The following is an 18,714-nucleotide window of genomic DNA, read 5'->3' as shown; positions in this document are numbered from 1 at the left end:
GTACTTTTTGGGAATGATGAGGGAGAAATTTTTATACGAAAGTATTTTACTTATGCAATACACACATGTAAAATGATGTGTAAAGACACCTGTGTAAGGAGGACTTCTTGTGAGCAAGGTAAAAGAAATTTCGAAGCGAAAGCTACTTGGTATAGCAGGGCTTGGCTGGCTATTTGACGCAATGGATGTTGGAATGCTTTCATTTGTAATAGTGGCGTTGCAAAAAGAGTGGGGATTAAGTACTCAAGAGATGGGTTGGATAGGTAGCATTAACTCAATTGGTATGGCTGTAGGGGCACTCGTTTTTGGGATACTATCAGATAAAATAGGACGGAAATCAGTCTTTATTATTACATTATTACTATTTTCTATTGGTAGTGGCTTAACGGCTTTAACGACGACACTCACAATGTTCCTCGTTTTACGCTTTTTAATTGGTATGGGACTTGGCGGGGAACTTCCAGTTGCATCTACCCTTGTATCGGAGAGTGTTGAAGCACACGAACGTGGGAAAATAGTTGTACTATTAGAAAGCTTTTGGGCTGGTGGTTGGTTAATCGCAGCTCTTATCTCATATTTTGTTATTCCTAAATACGGTTGGGAAGTTGCTATGGTATTAAGTGCAGTTCCAGCGTTATATGCATTATATTTAAGATGGAATTTACCCGATTCTCCAAGGTTCCAAAAGGTTGCAAAAAGGCCATCTGTTATTGAAAACATAAAATCGGTTTGGTCTGGAGAATATCGTAAAGCAACAATTATGTTATGGATTCTATGGTTTTGTGTTGTCTTTTCCTATTATGGAATGTTCCTTTGGTTACCTAGTGTAATGGTACTGAAAGGCTTTAGTTTAATAAAAAGTTTTCAGTACGTACTCATTATGACTTTAGCTCAACTTCCAGGATATTTCACAGCTGCATGGTTTATTGAACGTCTTGGTCGTAAATTTGTATTGGTTACGTATTTAATTGGTACAGCATGTAGTGCTTATGTGTTCGGAATTGCGGATTCATTAACAGCATTAATAGTGGCGGGTATGTTACTATCCTTCTTTAATTTAGGTGCTTGGGGTGCATTATACGCTTATACACCGGAACAGTATCCAACAACTATTCGCGGTACAGGTGCAGGAATGGCAGCGGCATTTGGACGTATTGGTGGTATTCTTGGACCACTATTAGTAGGGTATTTAGTTGCTTCACAAGCGTCACTATCGCTAATATTTACGATTTTCTGTGGATCAATTTTAATTGGGGCACTTGCTGTCATTATACTTGGTCAAGAAACGAAACAGAGGGAATTAGTATAAAGTGAAACTTTAATCAGTGGGTGTTTTGTCCATCAACCACTGATTGTTAGCCCGCACCAATCGGGATAAAAGAAAAGGGGAACCAAAGTGGTTTCCTTTTTTCTGTTTTTTTAGATAAATAATGGTATAGTAAGAAAAAGGGATTGTTTCTTACTAAAGCGAATGTATACAACAAGACATATGGACAAAGGAATTAGGTGGATGGATAAATGAAAATCTTACTTATCATGGAAGAAACAGAAGAGCGAAGAAAATTAGTTGAGAACTTTATTGAAAACATTCGAAATGTAGAATGCTTTGAAGCGGAAACTGGAACAGAATCTTTGCTAATAATGAAAAAACATACACCTGATTTTGTTTTTTTAAATTCGCAATTAATGGATGGTACTGGTTTTGAATATTCGAGTTTGTTACGAGAAGTGAATTGTTATACGAAATTTATTTTTATTGGTGAGGATATAGAAGAGGCAATTACAGCTTTTCGTTTCCAAGCATTTTATTATTTATTACGACCATTTCGTGAAGAAGATTTACAGTTCATTTTATATAAAATGGGGAAAGAACAAGGTGAGAAAGCAAAGAGTCATTTGCGTAAATTGCCGATAGAAGGCCATGAGGGGATTAGATATATTTTCCCAGAAGATATTGTATATGTAAGTAAAAATAAGGAAAACAAAACCGTTTCAATTTATACAACAAATAATCAGTATATTTCAACATATACACTTCAGGAATTAGAAAATAAACTAAATGCATATGATTTTTTACGTGTACATAAAAGCTATTTAATTAATATGTCGTATGTACAAGAACTTAAACCTTATTATAATGGCACATATAATTTGCATTTAGACAGGTATGATGAGCAACCGATTCCAGTAAGCCGCAATTATGTAAAACGACTGCGAAATAAAATTGAATTGTGACAAGTAATGAGAGAATTTCAACATGATAATCTAAAAATCCTTCATGATAAGGAGGATTTAAGTAAAGTATTCAGAAAATTTAGTACAATCTCCACTAAGAAGTAGTAATGGGGGGATTGTATGTGAAAACATTGAAGTCAATTTTACTTTGGGGAGTTATTGCAGCGCTAGGAGCATCTGCTTTTGGTGTAATAGCGTTATCGCAAGGTGAGACAATTAATGCTGTATGGCTATTAGTTGCTGCTGTATCAGTGTATGCGATTGCGTATCGCTTTTATAGTAGATTTATAGCGAGGAAAGTTTTTGGCCTAGATAATAATAGACAAACACCTGCTCATACGTTAAATGATGGTAAGGATTATGTTCCGACAAATAAATGGGTTTTATTCGGACATCACTTTGCGGCGATTGCAGGGGCGGGTCCTTTAGTAGGACCGATTTTGGCGGCACAGATGGGGTATTTACCTGGGACAATTTGGATTATTGTTGGGGTAGTTATTGCTGGAGCTGTACAGGATTTTGTAATTTTATTTGCTTCAATGAGACGTAATGGTAAATCATTAGGAGAAATGATTAAAGATGAGATTGGTCCTGTTACAGGATTAATTGCAATGATTGGTATTTTAGGTATTATGATCATTTTATTAGCGGTATTAGCTTTAGTAGTTGTGAAGGCGCTTGTTGGAAGCCCATGGGGAATGTTTACGATCGCAGCAACGATTCCAATTGCTATTTTAATGGGAGTTTACATGCGTTACATTAGGCCGGGGCGAGTAGGAGAAGGATCAGTAATCGGTATTGTTCTACTAATCTTATCTCTTATTGGAGGACAATATGTAGCGGGAAATCCGACACTTGCAAGTATGTTTACTTTTAGTGGTGAGACAATTGCTATTATGCTTATCGTATATGGATTCATTGCATCAGCATTACCAGTTTGGATGCTTCTTGCACCACGAGATTATTTAAGCACATTTTTAAAAATAGGAACGATACTTGGATTAGCAATTGGCATTTTAGTTGTAGCTCCAGATTTAAAGATGCCGGCAGTATCTCAGTTTATTGATGGAACAGGTCCTGTTTTCTCAGGGAACTTATTCCCATTCCTATTTATTACGATTGCCTGTGGTGCGGTGTCTGGATTCCACGCTCTCGTCTCATCAGGTACGACGCCAAAAATGATCGAACAGGAGGGACATGCAAGGCCGATTGGTTATGGAGCAATGTTAATGGAGTCGTTTGTAGCAGCTATGGCTATGATTGCGGCTTGTGTATTAACACCAGGAACTTATTTTGCGATTAATAGTCCGGCCGCACTGATCGGTACGGATGTAACGCAGGCAGCTCAAGTTATTTCTTCATGGGGATTTGCTATTACACCAAATGAATTAAAAGACCTTGCTGTTAATGTCGGAGAACAGACCATTTTATCACGTACAGGTGGTGCACCAACATTAGCAATTGGTATGGCGTATATATTTTCACAAGTAATGGGCGGAACGGCGATGATGGCATTTTGGTACCATTTTGCCATTCTTTTTGAAGCACTATTTATTTTAACAACGATTGATGCTGGAACACGTGTAGGACGATTTATGATTCAAGATATTTTAGGGCATGTGTACAAGCCGTTTGCGAAAACAGATTCTACATTAGCGAATGTGGTTGCTACAACGCTATGCGTACTAGGCTGGGGGTACTTCTTATATCAAGGGGTAGTTGATCCTCTCGGTGGGATTAATACGCTATGGCCACTTTTCGGTATTGCAAATCAAATGTTAGCAGGGATTGCACTATTACTTGGAACGACAATTTTATTCAAAATGGGGAAAAAGGCATATGTTTGGGTGACACTTATCCCAACCGTCGGATTACTGATTGTAACGATGACAGCTGGTTATCAAAAGTTATTTCATGAAAATCCTAAAATAGGGTTTCTATCCCATGCGAAAGTGTTCCAAGGAGCATTAGATGATGGAAAGGTATTAGCTCCAGCTAAAAACGTTGCGCAAATGAAACAAATTATTTTTAATGATTATATTGATGCAGCTCTTTGTGGGATTTTTATGATAGTTGTAATTGCTGTATTAATTTCTGCACTTCGAATTTGGATTCAAGTATTAAGAAATAAGCCAATGCCGTTAAAAGAGGCTCCATATATTCCAAGAGACGAAAGTGAGTCGAGGAACTATGCTTAAAAGATTACGGAAGGTATGGGGAAAGAGAAACCAATTTATTAGTTTACTTGTCGGAGTTCCAAGTTATGAAACATATGTAAATCATATGAAAGTACATCATCCAGAAGAGGAAATCCTATGTCAAAAACAATTTTTTGCTGAGGCACAAGAAGCTAGATTCAATGCAAAAGGCGGAAAAATATCACGATGTTGTTAATGGAAGGGGCGAAATTTCGTCCCTTTTTTATTTTGTTGTTCCACGTGGAACAACAAAATAAAAAAGTTTGGGAATTATAGGGATTTCGTAATACAATAACATATGGAAAGGGATAGATGGAAAAGAAAAAGTAGGGAGATTATTTTATGTTCAGAGATCTATTTGTAAATATGACAATTATTCTTTCCTTTATCTTTGTAGGTGGTCAGCTTTTAAGAGATAAGCCGTTAAAAGAGGGATTCGCTGTTTGGCAAAAATGTGTAGTAGGTATTTTTACTGGAATATTAGGTGTATTATTAATGCATTTTGGTGTACATATTGAAGATAGTCTGTTGGATTTACGTTACTTGGCAGTTATTTTGGCAGTTATAATTGGGGGGGCGATAGCCAGTAGTATAACAGTTGCTATCATTTTAATAACTCGGCTACTTTTTACTGATTACTCTTTAGCCTCTGAATTGGCTTGCTATACTATCATAGTAACCGGAATTGGTATTGTCTTCATTTGGCGGATGAAAATTTCTATATTTACAAAGTGGATATGGCTTAATGTGTATAGCTTGTCTATTTTAATATTACCACTGTCTATTTTATTTAAGGATGTATCTGTAGTGGTATTATATTTTGTTTGTAGTATTGTTGCAGGATACATCACATTTGTAAGTGCAAGTTACGTATTGCAATCCAATGAATTATTTCAAACGATGAGGCATTATGCAACGATAGATGCATTAACGAATCTAGGAAATGTAAGACAGTTTGATTTAGAGATGAATCGTCATATTGGTAACAAACATATGAAGAATGATTCGCTTTGTTTATTACTTATAGATATTGATCACTTTAAGTATGTAAATGATACGTATGGTCATCCTGCTGGGGATGAAGTATTAAAACAAGTGGGGCGTATTTTACTAGAGAATGCACCATTCTCAAACTTGGTTTTTCGAAAGGGTGGCGAGGAGTTTGCCCTGCTATTACCAAAAAAGAGGTTAGCATATGGAACTCGTATAGGGGAACAAATTCGTCTAGCTGTTGAAAAGTATTCATTCCAATTGCAAAATGGAGAAAAAATAAAAATTACAGTTTCGGTCGGAATTTCAGAGTATGAAAAATCCCCAGAACAATTTATTCAATCAGCAGATGATGCATTATACTATTCAAAAAGAAATGGTAGAAACAAAGTTAGTACAGCATCATAAGGGCAAAGGAGGGAAGGGGATCTTTCCAAAAAGCTCCTGAAATAATTAAAACCCACAGGAAAAGTAAATTTTCTGTGGATTTTAATATAGTTTAAAGCTATCAATGGATAGTTTTAATTTTAGACAAGTTCTTTCGGTGCAACGAATTTGCGGTATGCACCGTGATGTGTTGGTCCTACATATTCGTTAATTTTGAATGAATGACGAATTGCAGCTGTGATGAATTCTTTTGCAGTTTTGACTGCTTCTTTCACAGTTTTTCCTTTTGCAAGTTCTGCTGTAATTGCAGCAGAATATGTACAACCTGCGCCGTGTGTATTCGTTGTATCAATCTTTTCTGATTCTAGAAGATCGAATGTTTCGCCGTCATATAATACATCAATAGCAGTTTCTGTACCTAGCTTGCTACCACCTTTAATTAGTACGTATTTAGCACCTAAAGCATGGATTTTCTTTGCAGCTTCTTTCATGTCCTCAAGGGAATTAATTTTCACACCACTTAATTGATATGCTTCAAATAAGTTTGGAGTAACAACTAATGCTTTTGGAACAAGAACGTCACGTAAGCAGTCATTTGTTTCAGGATGTAACGCTTCATCCGCTCCTTTACATACCATAACAGGATCAACTACTACATTTTCGAAATTGTGCTTTTCAATTGTTTCCGCAACCATTTCGATAATTTCTACTGATCCAAGCATACCCGTTTTTAAAGCATCTACGCCAACACCCTCAATTGTTGTTTCTAATTGTGGCTTTAATGTAGAAGCCGCGATTGGGAATACATTATGTGCCCAGCCGTTATGTGGATCCATTGTTACGATTGTCGTCAGTGATGTCATCCCATATACGCCAAGTTCTTGGAATGTTTTTAGATCTGCTTGTATACCAGCACCGCCACTTGTATCAGAACCAGCGATTGTAAGTGCCTTATTTAATGTCATTATGAAAGCCCCCTCAAGTGATATAATGAAAACTATGTTTTCACTATTATATCAATGTTACGAATAAGTACAAAGTGAAAAGTAGATGATTTATGTTAAGTACTATTTAAAATCTTGTATGTAGGAGACGAATTATGTTTCAAGAGAATCGTACAAATGAATTAGTTATATTAAAAGAAATTGCAGAAACGTTGAATACCTCAAATGATACATATCACGTACTTCAAGCTGTGCTGGAAAAGCTATTGAATGTAACTGGTTTAACGACAGGATGGATTTTTCTTGCGGATGAAAATGGTAGATATACGAAATTAATTGATTACCAATTACCAGAGGGATTGAGGTTCGAAAATAAACGGCCGATGTGTGAGGGGAATTGCTGGTGCTTACACCGCTTTGTGGAAGGAAAACTAGAGCGAGCAGTTAATATTATTGAATGTAAGAGAATTAATAATGCGATTGAATACAACTGGGGAGATACAGAAGGGATTGTACATCATGCGACAGTACCGCTAAAAGCAGGTGGAGACGAATTTGGCGTATTAAATGTGGCTAGCCCAGGTAAAACTCATTTTTCTGAAGAGGAATTAGTACTATTACAATCAGTTGCTTTCCAAATTGGAACAGCGTTAAAGCGCACCAAATTATATGAAAATGAAAAGAGAAGAGCCCATTATTATGTAAAGTTAGAACGCTTTATTCAAGCTTTAAGAACGATTCACAAATTTAATGCACTGCCAGAGGAAATTGTAAAGCAGGTAGGAAGTTTGTTTCTATGGGAGCAAGTCGTATTCTTTATTAGAGAAGAAAATGAATTGGCTGTGAGAGCTATTTATAAGACGGATGAACTACAAGAGGATTTGAAGATGGCAGCACAGGAAGCGTTGGAAAAAGAAGAGTCTGTCTTGTTGAAGCGTCAGGTTGGTAATATAGAGCATCCCAATAGGGCAGTTATCGCTATTCCGATACATATTCAAAATCATATATTTGGAGTATTAAGTGTAAGTTCTAATAATGGAGAATTTGATATAAATACGATAGATGTAGTACAAGCGTTAGCAAATCATATTTCATTAATGATAGAGAACTTAAGATTAAATGAAAAACGCCGCGAACTTGTACGAATGGAAGAGCGTAATCGTTTAGCTAGAGATTTGCATGATTCTGTTTCACAAAAGTTGTTTTCATTAACGTTTATGACGAAAGGCGCTGAAGCTGTCTTAAAGGGGAAAAATGAAAAGGTAGATCAGTCTTTGTATGAGATGCGTGAATTAGCACAAGGTGCCTTAAAAGAAATGAGGACATTAATTTGGCAGCTCCGTCCGGCTGGATTAGAGAAAGGGTTATTACCAGCTTTAAAGCAATATGGTGAAAGTTTAGGATTGAAAATTCGGGAACAAGTTACAGGTGTGCGTGATTTGCCGCGTGTAGTAGAAGAAGCGCTATGGCGAATTGGACAAGAAGCTTTAAATAACGTAAGTAAGCATGCGAATGTAGGAGAAGCGACGATTTATTTCAAAGTGACGGAGAAAAATGTATCATTAGAAATAGTCGATCAAGGAAATGGGTTTGTAGAAAAGGATATAAAAGAGAAGAAATCACTCGGTATGACTACGATGCGTGAAAGAGTAGAATTAGTTGGTGGAACAATTAAAATTGTAAGTAGTAAGAAACGAACGAGTGTAAAAGTAAATGTACCATTATGATGTGAAAATGAGGGAAGTTTGTGAAAATAAAAGTATTGTTAGTTGATGATCATACGGTTGTTTTAAAAGGATTGGCATTTTTTCTAAGTACACAGGAAGATTTTGAATTAGTTGGGGAGGCCAATAATGGAAAAGAAGCGTTAGTGAAAGTAGGAGAAACAAATCCTGATGTTGTACTAATGGATTTATATATGCCTGAGATGGATGGGATTGAGGCGACAGCTTGTATTAAAAAAGAATATCCAAACGTGAAAGTAATTGTCTTAACTAGTTTTTCTGATCAGGCTCATGTATTGCCAGCGTTGAAAGCTGGAGCGAGTGGTTATATTTTAAAAGATGTAGAACCAGACCAGCTTGTTGAAGCTATTCGAAGTGCGTATAAAGGTAATATTCAATTACATCCGGAGATAGCAAATGCTCTTCTCTCTCAAACATTACCGGAGGAAGAGAAAGAAGAAGAACCTTCCGTTCAAGTGGATGTGTTAACAGCGAGAGAAAATGAAGTATTGCAGCTATTAGCGAAAGGGATGAGTAATAAAGAAATCGCCTCTGTTTTAGTTATTACAGAAAAAACGGTAAAAGCTCATGTGAGTAGTATTTTGAGCAAGTTACATTTATCCGATCGCACACAAGCAGCATTATATGCAGTGAAAAATGGAATTGTATAAGACGAAAGTCGTAAGACCTAGTTCGCCTTTAGAAGGTGGACTTTTTTTATGGAAAAATACGTCTATGTGAGGACGTAATTGTCTTGATATAAAGATAAAATGTATTTGTAAGCAACAACAATTACAAGGGAGTACCCTTTTTCGTAAGTAATATATAACAACATAAGAGTGAGTAGTAGGAGGAAAAAAATCATGGCAACAGTTTTATTCGTAAAAGCAAACAACCGCCCAGCGGAACAAGCAGTTAGTGTGAAATTATACGAGGCATTTTTAGCAAACTATAAAGAAGCACATCAAAATGATACAGTAGTAGAACTTGATTTATATAAAGAAGAATTACCATATGTAGGCGTAGATATGATTAATGGTACATTCAAAGCAAGTAGAGGATTTGATTTAACAGAAGAAGAAGCAAAAGCGGTAGCAGTAGCTGATAAGTATTTAAATCAATTCTTAGAAGCTGATAAAGTAGTTTTCGGTTTCCCATTATGGAACTTAACGATTCCAGCCGTATTACACACGTATATTGATTATTTAAACCGTGCTGGTAAAACGTTTAAATATACACCAGAAGGTCCAGTTGGACTTATTGGGGATAAGAAGATTGCGTTATTAAATGCACGCGGCGGCGTATATTCTGAAGGTCCAGCAGCTGAAGTAGAAATGGCTGTTAAATATGTAGCAAGCATGATGGGCTTCTTCGGCGCAACAAACATGGAAACGGTAGTTATTGAAGGACATAACCAATTCCCAGATAAAGCAGAAGAGATCATTGCAGCAGGTCTTGAAGAAGCGGCTAAAGTAGCAAGTGAATTTTAATTAAAAACATAATCGTCACTCGAAAAAAGTAGCATTAACATGTAAACGTTAATGCTACTTTTTTTATATTTTAAGTTCATCAGCCAGTTTTTGTAATTGAATTCGACTTTGTATGTAATAGGTTCTTCCTACTTTTTTTAAGTAGTTTTGCTGGCAAAACTGGTTTAATACATATAAAAGATGGCGGTAACTAACGTTTAAGTATTCTGAGACCTCAGTATGTTTTTCGGTATAGCAATTATTTTGTTCCGTTAATAGAATAAACGCAGCTAATCGATTTTCAAATGGATAACTATAGTTTTTGGCGTAATTTTCCGTTCGGGTAATTGTTTTTTCTCCAATAAATTTGCATAGTTTCTGTAGAAAGGTAGCATCTTGCAATAAAAGATGCTGACAATCTTTAAGGGGAAGCGCTAAGCAAATACAATCTTCAATTACCTCAACCGCTTTCGTAACGGATTCTACGCCAATTAATCCTAGTTCCCCAATGAACGAAGGCTCTTGAATAAAGTGAATTAAGGACACTTTCCCATTTTTATGACTCATATATATTTTGGCTTTCCCAGAAATTAAGTAATAGAGATAAGGGAGGTCGATTCCCTCATTACAGATCATCTCTTTCTTTTGAAAAGAATGCAGTTCTACATATGGTAAGACATTAAAGGAAAAAAGAGTATGAAATTGGTGAATTTGCATGTGTTGATAAATTTCTTTCTCATTTTTGCTGATTTTCATATTTTCACCCCTGTTTGTAGTATGAGATATCTCCTATTATTTTTACAAGGAAGAATGATACGATTTATGTAAATTTGTTTTTGTAGAAAAGAGAGTGTGAGGGGTTTATGAAAAAATATAAAACATTGCTATTTGATGTAGATGATACGTTACTAGATTTTCAAAAGGCTGAGAAAATCGCTTTACGGATGCTTTTTGAAGAGAAGGGGCTTCTTTTAACCGATGAAATAGAGGATCGTTATAAAAAAATAAATAAAAGCCTTTGGGATTCTTTTGAAAAAGGTGAAATAGCGCGAAATGAAATTATAAATACACGATTTTCCATTTTGTTTAAAGAGTACGGGGAAGAAGTAGATGGAATATTATTCGAAAATAATTATCGCAGCTACTTAGAAGAAGGAAACCAACTCATGCAAGGTGCGTTTGAATTTATAAATCAAATTCAAAGTAAGTATGATTTATATATAGTGACAAACGGTATTTCTAAAACGCAAGATAAACGTTTGCGTAATGCAGGATTACATTCATTGTTTAAAGATATTTTTGTTTCTGAAGATACGGGATTCCAAAAGCCGATGAAAGAGTATTTTGATTATGTTTTTGAACGTATTCCTAACTTCGTTTCTGAAGAAGGGCTTATTATTGGTGATTCGTTAAGCGCCGATATTAAAGGTGGATATGTAGCAGGAATTGATACTTGTTGGTTTAATCCAGAAAAGAAATCAAATGATAGCGAGATTATGCCAACATATGAAGTGCATAATTTTGAAGAATTATACGCATTATTAAAGCAGCTTGTGTAACAAAAATAGGCAGTGGAACTTTTGTCCCCACTGCCTATTTTTATTAATTTGTAGTTTCGTTATGTTTAGGAAGTGGAAATGCATTCCCGATCGCTGCTGCCCCGAGCATCGGTAATAATAAATTGAGCGGGAAAAACATGAGTAATAGTAATGTTATAGCTATTGGTTTTCTTAATGCATAGCTTGAAATAGCTGTCGTGACGATGGCTACAGAAGATATTGGATCTATAGGCAGAATAGAAGCTATAGCGTATCCGATACTTGATCCAGCAAATATAATTGGGAAAATATGTCCGCCGCGCCAACCCGTATTTAAACAAACGGCAGTAATACATAATTTTAAAACTCCTGAAAGAAGTAGTATCCAGAAAGATAAATGGCTCCATTCAACGACTAAATCTTTTAATTGATGTTCCCCTGAAAATAATGTGTAAGGGAGAAAAGTTCCTGTAATTCCTAATAAAATACCGCCTATAATTCCAAGTGATACCTTGTATTCCCTGAAGGGGTGGATTAATTTCTCTAATGTGAATTCTAATTTGAAATAAAAGAAACCAACTATAGCACCAGTGCTAGCAAGTGGAAGAAAAGCAATCCACTCATTAAGAGAAAGGGAACCTTCCCCAAAATCAACAATAAAGGATCCACGATTATCGAGTTTACTAAGTAATAAGTAAACGGAAAAACCAGCAAAAGTGGTAGCTAAATATACGATTGCTTTTTTTCCTTTCGAAAATTCATTAATTTGCTCACCCTCATTTTCATTCGGAGCTAAATAACCGAATAATGGTGCATTAAAAATAACACTTAAAGTAGCACCAATTCCAATCTCTGTTAGTTCATTCATTCCCTTTAAAGCAAATTTAAAGCGATCTCCTACCCATGTACAAAGTCCACCGATAATTCCAACAAGTGCAGCTTCTGGTCCTAAACTAGCTCCAAATATTAAAACGATAATCGCAGTTAAAGTAGCTTTATGTACAAAACTGTATTTAATTCTACCTGTTTTTTTATATTCAGCCATCACTTCCGGCATAAGACGTGGGTATGTGCCGAAGTATTTTTGTGTTAAACCAACGAGGATACCACCGATGATTGTTACACAAATGGTGTAATAAGGGGGAGAAGAGAAAATAGTAGGTAAGTATCCCCAAATAAAGTGAATTCCGATATTTATTGTAACTAAAAATAACCAGACTGTAGCTCCTACTATAGAGCCCAAAAGAAGGCCATATAGGACGAGTATATAGTGCATGTCCTTTTTATTTGTCATGTTCTACCTCCGTTATGTAAGTTTTCATGTAGAAAGGATTAAATATGCTAGTGTGAAATGAATTGAATATATATAGTATCTTTTTGAGGGTTTGGCTTATTCAATATATTGAGATCTCATGAAAATTTGAAACCAACGCGGTTAAACCACTTATTTAATTCTATATATTGATTGGAGTTTTTAAAAGGTCTTTTTCAAATCAATATGGAATATATTTCTTTTATTGTTTATATTAAATTCCTTACATTTAATTTAGAACATTCAGAAAAACTGTTTGACATCAGGAATTTATTGCTATAAAATCAACGGTAATTGCATAGTCTTATCAAGAAAAGGTGGAGGGACAGGCCCGATGAAACCTTGGCAACAGCCGTATAACGGAATTGTGCCAAATCCTGCAGGTAATAATCCTGAGAGATAAGAAAGATCCTTTAGAGCGTGTTTTCAAACTGCTCCTTTCTTGTTTTCAGGAAAGGGGCAGTTTTTTATTTTGCATAAAGTGAAACTTTAATCAGCGGGGGTTTGTCCCTCCCCCGCAAATAGTGGGATAAAAGAAAGGAGAATGAGAGATGGGAGAATCATGGGGGAAAGGAACGATTTGTGTGCAAGGTGGCTATACGCCAAAAAATGGTGAGCCGCGTGTTTTGCCGCTTTATCAAAGTACAACGTATAAATACGATACGTCAGATGATTTAGCAGCACTATTTAATTTAGAGGCAGAAGGATATATATATACGCGTATTGGAAATCCTACTCTAGCTGCATTTGAGCAGAAGTTATCAGATTTAGAAGGCGGTGTAGGGGCTGTTGCAACAGCTTCTGGGCAGGCAGCTATTATGCTTGCGGTTTTAAATATTTGCAGTAGCGGAGACCATTTACTTTGTTCTTCAACTGTTTACGGGGGAACGTTTAATTTATTTGGAGTGAGTTTGCGTAAGCTTGGCATCGATGTTACGTTCTTTAATCCTAATTTAACGGCAGATGAAATTGCGGCACTTGCTAATGATAAGACAAAACTCGTTTATGCAGAATCGTTAGGAAATCCAGCAATGAATGTTTTGAATTTCAAAGAACTTTCAGCGGCAGCAAAAGAATTAGAAGTACCTTTTATCGTTGATAATACATTAGCGACGCCTTATTTATGCCAGGCGTTTGAACATGGGGCAAATATCATTGTCCATTCTACAACGAAATATATTGATGGCCATGCAAGTTCTCTAGGCGGCATTGTAATAGATGGAGGGAACTTCGATTGGACAAATGGAAAATACCCTGAGCTTGTCGAACCTGATCCGAGTTATCACGGCGTAAGCTATGTTCAAAATTTTGGAGCAGCAGCATATATTGTGAAAGCGCGTGTTCAGTTATTAAGAGACTACGGCAACTGTATGAGCCCATTCAATGCATATATTAGCAACATTGGCCTGGAAACGTTGCATTTACGAATGGAGCGTCATAGTGAAAATGCTCTCGAAGTTGCTAAGTGGCTTGCTAATCATGATCGTATTGAATGGGTGAATTATCCGGGGTTAGATAGTAATGAAAATTACTCGTTAGCACAAAAATATTTGAAAAAAGGTGCTAGTGGAGTTTTAACTTTCGGTATTAAAGGCGGATTAGAAGCAGCAAAAGAATTTATCGCAAATGTAAAACTTGCAACTCTTGTAACGCATGTAGCTGATGCAAGAACTTGTGTAATACATCCTGCTAGTACGACGCACAGACAATTAAGCGCAGAAAATCAGCGTTTAGCTGGCGTTACATCTGATTTAATCCGTTTATCGGTCGGTATAGAAGATATTTCTGATATTATTGCAGATTTAGAAGCGGCGCTAGTCGGAGGCAAACAACATGCCGATCATAATTGATAAAGATTTACCAGCTCGTAAAGTATTGCAGAAGGAAAATATTTTTGTAATGACGAAGGAGCGAGCAGTAACACAAGATATACGTGCTTTGAAAATTGCTATATTAAATTTAATGCCTACAAAGCAAGAAACAGAGGCACAATTACTTCGTTTAATTGGAAATACACCGCTGCAATTAGATGTTCATTTACTTCATATGGAATCGCATCTGTCTCGCAATGTAGCGCAGGACCATTTAACGAGCTTCTATAAAACATTCCGTGATATTGAGAATGAAAAATTTGATGGACTCATTATTACAGGAGCACCAGTTGAAACTCTTTCTTTTGAAGAAGTAGATTATTGGGAAGAGCTTGGACGTATTATGGAGTATTCAAAAACAAATGTAACATCTACGCTTCATATTTGCTGGGGGGCACAAGCAGGTTTGTATTATCACTATGGTGTGCCGAAGTATCCTCTTGCGGAAAAAATGTTTGGTGTATTTGAACATGAGGTTCGCGAGCAACATGTGAAATTGTTACAAGGGTTTGATGAAGTGTTTTTTGCTCCGCATTCTCGTCATACAGAAGTACGAGAGAGCGACATTGAAAAAGTGAAAGAATTAACGTTATTAGCCAATTCTGAAGAAGCAGGTGTTCATCTTGCTATTGGGCAAGAGGGAAGGCAAGTTTTCGCACTCGGACATAGTGAATATAGTTGTGATACGTTAAAGCAAGAATACGAACGGGACTGCCAAAAAGGGTTAAATATTGATGTGCCAAAAAATTATTTTAAACATAATAATCCAGATGAGAAGCCACTTGTTAGGTGGAGGAGTCATGGGAACTTATTATTCTCTAATTGGCTGAATTATTATGTGTATCAAGAAACCCCTTATATATTGTAAATAGTGATTGTGTAACACGTGGTAGCGTTTTCCTTGTAAAGATCAACCTTTATTTTTCCGAATGTTCTAAATTAATTGTTTTTCTGATTTTTCGTCTATATAATTCATCTAAACACAATTTTTGAGGGGTGGACAGTATTATGAAAGAAATTCAAGTGGGGTTATTAGGTCTTGGGACGGTTGGTAGTGGTGTAGTTCGTATTATTACAGATCATCAAGAACGACTTATACATCAAGTCGGTTGTCCAGTGAAAGTAACGAAAGTGTTGGTGCAAAATATTGAGAAAGAGAGAGAGGTAGAGGTACCTTCTACTCTATTAACACAAGATGTGAATGAAATTTTAGATAATCCTAATATTGATGTTGTCATCGAAGTAATGGGCGGCATTGATGATGCGAAAGCATATATTTTACAGGCTTTAAAAGGAGGGAAGCACGTTGTGACTGCAAATAAAGATTTAATGGCGTTACACGGAGCGGAACTCTTAGCGGTAGCAAAAGATAACAAGGCTGATTTATTTTATGAAGCAAGTGTAGCTGGAGGGATTCCAATTTTACGAAGCATCGTAGAAGGACTTTCTTCAGATCTTATTACGAAAGTAATGGGAATTGTAAATGGAACGACAAATTTTATTTTGACGAAAATGTCAGACGAAGGGAGAGCATATAACGACGTGTTAAAAGAAGCTCAGCAGCTTGGATTTGCAGAAGCAGATCCAACATCAGACGTAGAAGGTTTGGATGCAGCAAGAAAAATGACGATTTTGGCTACTCTCGGTTTCTCTACAAATGTAGAGCTTGGAGATGTGAAGGTAAAAGGAATTACTTCTATTACAGCAGAAGATATTGAATATAGTAAGAGCTTAGGCTATACAATTAAATTAATTGGCCTTGCAAAGCGAGATGGCGAGAAATTAGAGGTTACAGTTGAGCCAACTTTACTTCCAAATGCACACCCTCTTGCGGCAGTGCAAAATGAATATAATGCTGTCTATGTGTATGGTGAAGCGGTAGGAGAAACGATGTTTTATGGTCCGGGAGCAGGAAGCTTACCGACAGCGACAGCTGTTGTTTCTGACCTAGTTGCTGTAATGCAAAATATTAGGTTAGGTGTAACAGGAAATAGTGCGGTAGTCCCGCAATATCAAAAGGTACTAAAAGAGCCAGATGAAATTATTGTGAAAAAGTTTTTAAGACTTCATGTGAAAGACGAAATTGGTGTATTTGCAAAAATTACATCATTGTTCTCTGAACGCGGTGTTAGTTTTGAAAAGATTATTCAAATGCCACTTGAAGAGAAAGGGAAAGCAGAAATCGTAATTGTAACGCATCGTGCTTCTCTTGCGGATTATGAGTACATTCTACATACATTGCAATCGTATGAAGAAATAGATTGTGTGAAAGCAAACTATCGAATTGAAGGAGATGCTAAGTAGTATTGCATCTAATAAAACGAAAAAACCTATTAAGCGGCTTGCTTAATAGGTTTTTTTCTATTTAAAATCTGCGTACCGATTTGAATAAATGCTTGAATGATCCAACCTGTTGTAAAGGATAAGATAATTGTTCCAAAATAGATTGGTCCATCTAATAAAAAGCTTAATGTTAAAAATAAAAAGGCTAATGAAATTTCTGTTCTTCTAAATGTCCATTTTTTCTTCTCGGCAACGGTTAAAACGAAAGCTTCTTGAGGTGCTGCGCAAAGGTTTGTAGAGACGTAAAGACCAATTCCGGCTCCGACGAATAGATTTCCACAAATAAGTGTTATATATTTTGGAAGAGAGCGGATAGCATCCATAATAGTTGTAACGGAACCAACCCAATCAACAAAAAGAGAAATAAGAATCATTGTGACAATTGTGCCGATTGTAATTTGTTTTTTATCCCAAAAGAGTACGATCAAGGTAAAAACAAAGTTAATCATGAAAATCCAAAAACCAATACTTATCCCAAAATTTTGATATAGTGCAATAAAGAAGGAATCATAAGGGCTAAGTCCAAAGGAAGTAATGGTCGTCATCATATTAATGCCGATGGCGAGAATGAGTAAACCGCCAATGAAAAATATATATTCTAATTTGAATCGAAGCATAGTTGTATATCCTTTCAAAATGTATTTGCTAGGAAAGGATATACTGTGGAAAGCTTACCAGGTCAAGCAAGAATTTTTGCGGGGAGGGGAAGAATGAGATGACTAATATAAGAAAGATTGCTGAACTTGCTGGGGTATCTGTTTCAACTGTTTCACGTGTACTCAATAATCATCCGTATGTGAATGAACAGAAACGAAAAGAGATTTTAGCGATTATAGAAGAATTAAATTATACGCAAAATGTGAATGCTATTCATTTAGTGAAAGGAAAAACGAATGTAATTGGCGTTTTATTGCCGCACGTAAATGATCAATATTACAGTGCCATTATTGGGGGGATATCGAAGGAAACCGCAAAGAACAATTATAATATGATGCTTTGCCAGACAAATTATAGCGAAGAAAAAGAGCTTGAAATTTTACATATGTTAAAAATGAAAAAGCTTGATGGAGTAATTATATGTTCAAGGACAAATAGTAAGGAAAAACTTGAAGAGTATACGAAGTTTGGTCCAATTGTGATGTGTGAGGAAATAGATTCGAATTTCATTTCAAGTGTACATATTGATTACTACAAAGTATTTTCGCGCGGGATGAAAAGCTTAATAGATGCTGGTCATACACGTATTGGATATTGCATTGGAAGAAGTAATAGCATTAATAGCCAAAGGCGAAAAAAGGCGTATGATGATTCACTTCAACAGATTGTTGTAACACCGTTAGATGCCTGGAAGTTTAAAGGCTGTTTTACGGTGGAAGATGGGCGCAATGTAGTCAGGGAATGGGCTAGTATGTCTGTAAAACCGACGGCGTTTCTTGTATCTTGCAATCATATTGCTGCAGGAATGGTAACGGAGGCGAAAAAACAAGGAATTCGTATCCCAGAGGATATTACAATTATCGGATGTGATGATCAAGAGGTGGCAGATATATTAGGTATTACGACGATTTCGCATTCTAGTAAAAATGTTGGTGTAAAGGCATTTGAATTATTATATGAAAAGATTAATGATGTGGAAATAGATGTGAAACATGTAGAGCTATTACCAAATTTGGTAGATAGGGAAACGACATAATAGAGAAGGT

General features: G+C 36.1%; 17 protein-coding genes and 1 riboswitch. Of the genes, 13 read left to right on the top strand and 4 right to left on the bottom strand.

All coding sequences use genetic code 11. The annotated features are described in order from the left end of the window. Window positions 1-109 precede the first annotated feature (109 nt). The 5 genes from ACFWDE_RS02125 (at window position 110) to ACFWDE_RS02105 (ending at window position 5,831) form a co-directional block, all read left to right on the top strand. Window positions 110-1,309, top strand: coding sequence for an MFS transporter (locus ACFWDE_RS02125; RefSeq protein ID WP_002144636.1), 1,200 nt, complete (start codon window positions 110-112; stop codon window positions 1,307-1,309). A 209-nt stretch (window positions 1,310-1,518) separates the two neighbouring features. Further along, entirely contained in the window at window positions 1,519-2,235 is a 717-nt protein-coding gene (locus tag ACFWDE_RS02120) for a LytR/AlgR family response regulator transcription factor (RefSeq protein ID WP_377889709.1), read from the top strand. Between the two features lie 122 nt (window positions 2,236-2,357). Then, window positions 2,358-4,433 (top strand): carbon starvation protein CstA, encoded by a 2,076-nt coding sequence (cstA, locus tag ACFWDE_RS02115; protein ID WP_377889707.1) that lies wholly within the window; start codon window positions 2,358-2,360, stop codon window positions 4,431-4,433. Further along, on the top strand, window positions 4,426-4,629 hold the full coding sequence (locus tag ACFWDE_RS02110) for a YbdD/YjiX family protein (protein WP_002144639.1): 204 nt from the start codon (window positions 4,426-4,428) through the stop codon (window positions 4,627-4,629). Before cstA ends, ACFWDE_RS02110 begins: the two co-directional genes overlap by 8 nt. 146 nt (window positions 4,630-4,775) lie before the next feature. Next, window positions 4,776-5,831 carry a diguanylate cyclase gene (locus tag ACFWDE_RS02105; protein WP_377889705.1) on the top strand — a complete coding sequence of 352 codons (1,056 nt, stop codon included), beginning with the start codon at window positions 4,776-4,778 and terminating at the stop codon, window positions 5,829-5,831. A gap of 119 nt (window positions 5,832-5,950) precedes the next feature. On the opposite strand, the gene pdxK is transcribed toward ACFWDE_RS02105, so the two are convergent. Next, complete coding sequence (gene pdxK, locus ACFWDE_RS02100) at window positions 5,951-6,775, bottom strand: pyridoxine/pyridoxal/pyridoxamine kinase (protein ID WP_002113152.1); 825 nt, start codon at window positions 6,773-6,775, stop codon at window positions 5,951-5,953. 134 nt (window positions 6,776-6,909) lie between these two features. Here pdxK and ACFWDE_RS02095 point away from each other — a divergent pair, with 134 nt between their 5' ends. From ACFWDE_RS02095 to ACFWDE_RS02085, 3 genes are all read left to right on the top strand, one after another. Next, a complete protein-coding gene (locus ACFWDE_RS02095) occupies window positions 6,910-8,481 on the top strand; it encodes a GAF domain-containing sensor histidine kinase (protein WP_377889702.1) in 1,572 nt (523 codons plus the stop codon). A 20-nt stretch (window positions 8,482-8,501) separates the two neighbouring features. After that, complete coding sequence (locus ACFWDE_RS02090) at window positions 8,502-9,149, top strand: response regulator (RefSeq protein ID WP_097831407.1); 648 nt, start codon at window positions 8,502-8,504, stop codon at window positions 9,147-9,149. Window positions 9,150-9,341: 192 nt separating this feature from the next. Continuing rightward, the gene (locus ACFWDE_RS02085) at window positions 9,342-9,968 is read left to right on the top strand and encodes an FMN-dependent NADH-azoreductase (protein WP_377889699.1); all 627 of its coding nucleotides are present in this window, start codon (window positions 9,342-9,344) and stop codon (window positions 9,966-9,968) included. A gap of 63 nt (window positions 9,969-10,031) precedes the next feature. Here ACFWDE_RS02085 and ACFWDE_RS02080 read toward each other — a convergent pair whose 3' ends face one another. Next, a complete protein-coding gene (locus ACFWDE_RS02080; RefSeq protein WP_377889697.1) occupies window positions 10,032-10,703 on the bottom strand; it encodes a transcriptional regulator YeiL in 672 nt (223 codons plus the stop codon). A gap of 107 nt (window positions 10,704-10,810) precedes the next feature. Here ACFWDE_RS02080 and ACFWDE_RS02075 point away from each other — a divergent pair, with 107 nt between their 5' ends. Further along, a complete protein-coding gene (locus tag ACFWDE_RS02075; RefSeq protein ID WP_002144645.1) occupies window positions 10,811-11,506 on the top strand; it encodes a YjjG family noncanonical pyrimidine nucleotidase in 696 nt (231 codons plus the stop codon). Window positions 11,507-11,549: 43 nt separating this feature from the next. Here ACFWDE_RS02075 and ACFWDE_RS02070 read toward each other — a convergent pair whose 3' ends face one another. After that, window positions 11,550-12,779, bottom strand: coding sequence for a chloride channel protein (locus tag ACFWDE_RS02070; protein ID WP_377889694.1), 1,230 nt, complete (start codon window positions 12,777-12,779; stop codon window positions 11,550-11,552). A 319-nt stretch (window positions 12,780-13,098) separates the two neighbouring features. After that, window positions 13,099-13,203, top strand: a riboswitch (SAM riboswitch). 145 nt (window positions 13,204-13,348) lie between these two features. Here ACFWDE_RS02070 and ACFWDE_RS02065 point away from each other — a divergent pair. The 3 genes from ACFWDE_RS02065 (at window position 13,349) to ACFWDE_RS02055 (ending at window position 16,972) form a co-directional block, all read left to right on the top strand. Then, window positions 13,349-14,647 (top strand): bifunctional O-acetylhomoserine aminocarboxypropyltransferase/cysteine synthase, encoded by a 1,299-nt coding sequence (locus ACFWDE_RS02065; RefSeq protein ID WP_377889692.1) that lies wholly within the window; start codon window positions 13,349-13,351, stop codon window positions 14,645-14,647. Further along, a complete protein-coding gene (gene metA, locus ACFWDE_RS02060) occupies window positions 14,631-15,536 on the top strand; it encodes a homoserine O-acetyltransferase MetA (RefSeq protein WP_070145659.1) in 906 nt (301 codons plus the stop codon). Before ACFWDE_RS02065 ends, metA begins: the two co-directional genes overlap by 17 nt. Before the next feature lie 140 nt (window positions 15,537-15,676). Beyond that, a complete protein-coding gene (locus ACFWDE_RS02055) occupies window positions 15,677-16,972 on the top strand; it encodes a homoserine dehydrogenase (protein WP_377889689.1) in 1,296 nt (431 codons plus the stop codon). 29 nt (window positions 16,973-17,001) lie between these two features. Here ACFWDE_RS02055 and ACFWDE_RS02050 read toward each other — a convergent pair whose 3' ends face one another. Continuing rightward, on the bottom strand, window positions 17,002-17,628 hold the full coding sequence (locus ACFWDE_RS02050; RefSeq protein WP_377889687.1) for a YczE/YyaS/YitT family protein: 627 nt from the start codon (window positions 17,626-17,628) through the stop codon (window positions 17,002-17,004). A 98-nt stretch (window positions 17,629-17,726) separates the two neighbouring features. Between ACFWDE_RS02050 and ACFWDE_RS02045 the strand changes: the two genes are divergently transcribed. After that, window positions 17,727-18,704, top strand: coding sequence for a LacI family DNA-binding transcriptional regulator (locus tag ACFWDE_RS02045; protein WP_377889685.1), 978 nt, complete (start codon window positions 17,727-17,729; stop codon window positions 18,702-18,704). Window positions 18,705-18,714: the final 10 nt, after the last annotated feature.

It is taken from the genome of Bacillus sp. NPDC060175 (genome assembly GCF_042728695.1).
Taxonomy (GTDB): domain Bacteria; phylum Bacillota; class Bacilli; order Bacillales; family Bacillaceae_G; genus Bacillus_A.
The sequence above is the reverse complement of the archived record's forward strand: the minus strand, read 5'-3'. Positions and strand labels throughout refer to the sequence as shown.

What these genes read in the sequence shown, in the direction of transcription:
- ACFWDE_RS02065 (WP_377889692.1), top strand. Translation starts at nt 13,349, where the DNA reads ATGGGAGAATCATGGGGGAAAGGAACGATTTGTGTGCAAGGTGGCTAT.
- ACFWDE_RS02045 (WP_377889685.1), top strand. Translation starts at nt 17,727, where the DNA reads ATGACTAATATAAGAAAGATTGCTGAACTTGCTGGGGTATCTGTTTCA.
- ACFWDE_RS02075 (WP_002144645.1), top strand. Translation starts at nt 10,811, where the DNA reads ATGAAAAAATATAAAACATTGCTATTTGATGTAGATGATACGTTACTA.
- ACFWDE_RS02085 (WP_377889699.1), top strand. Translation starts at nt 9,342, where the DNA reads ATGGCAACAGTTTTATTCGTAAAAGCAAACAACCGCCCAGCGGAACAA.
- pdxK (WP_002113152.1), bottom strand. Translation starts at nt 6,775, where the DNA reads ATGACATTAAATAAGGCACTTACAATCGCTGGTTCTGATACAAGTGGC.
- ACFWDE_RS02110 (WP_002144639.1), top strand. Translation starts at nt 4,426, where the DNA reads ATGCTTAAAAGATTACGGAAGGTATGGGGAAAGAGAAACCAATTTATT.
- ACFWDE_RS02070 (WP_377889694.1), bottom strand. Translation starts at nt 12,779, where the DNA reads ATGACAAATAAAAAGGACATGCACTATATACTCGTCCTATATGGCCTT.
- ACFWDE_RS02120 (WP_377889709.1), top strand. Translation starts at nt 1,519, where the DNA reads ATGAAAATCTTACTTATCATGGAAGAAACAGAAGAGCGAAGAAAATTA.
- ACFWDE_RS02055 (WP_377889689.1), top strand. Translation starts at nt 15,677, where the DNA reads ATGAAAGAAATTCAAGTGGGGTTATTAGGTCTTGGGACGGTTGGTAGT.
- metA (WP_070145659.1), top strand. Translation starts at nt 14,631, where the DNA reads ATGCCGATCATAATTGATAAAGATTTACCAGCTCGTAAAGTATTGCAG.
- ACFWDE_RS02095 (WP_377889702.1), top strand. Translation starts at nt 6,910, where the DNA reads ATGTTTCAAGAGAATCGTACAAATGAATTAGTTATATTAAAAGAAATT.
- ACFWDE_RS02105 (WP_377889705.1), top strand. Translation starts at nt 4,776, where the DNA reads ATGTTCAGAGATCTATTTGTAAATATGACAATTATTCTTTCCTTTATC.
- ACFWDE_RS02050 (WP_377889687.1), bottom strand. Translation starts at nt 17,628, where the DNA reads ATGCTTCGATTCAAATTAGAATATATATTTTTCATTGGCGGTTTACTC.
- ACFWDE_RS02080 (WP_377889697.1), bottom strand. Translation starts at nt 10,703, where the DNA reads ATGAAAATCAGCAAAAATGAGAAAGAAATTTATCAACACATGCAAATT.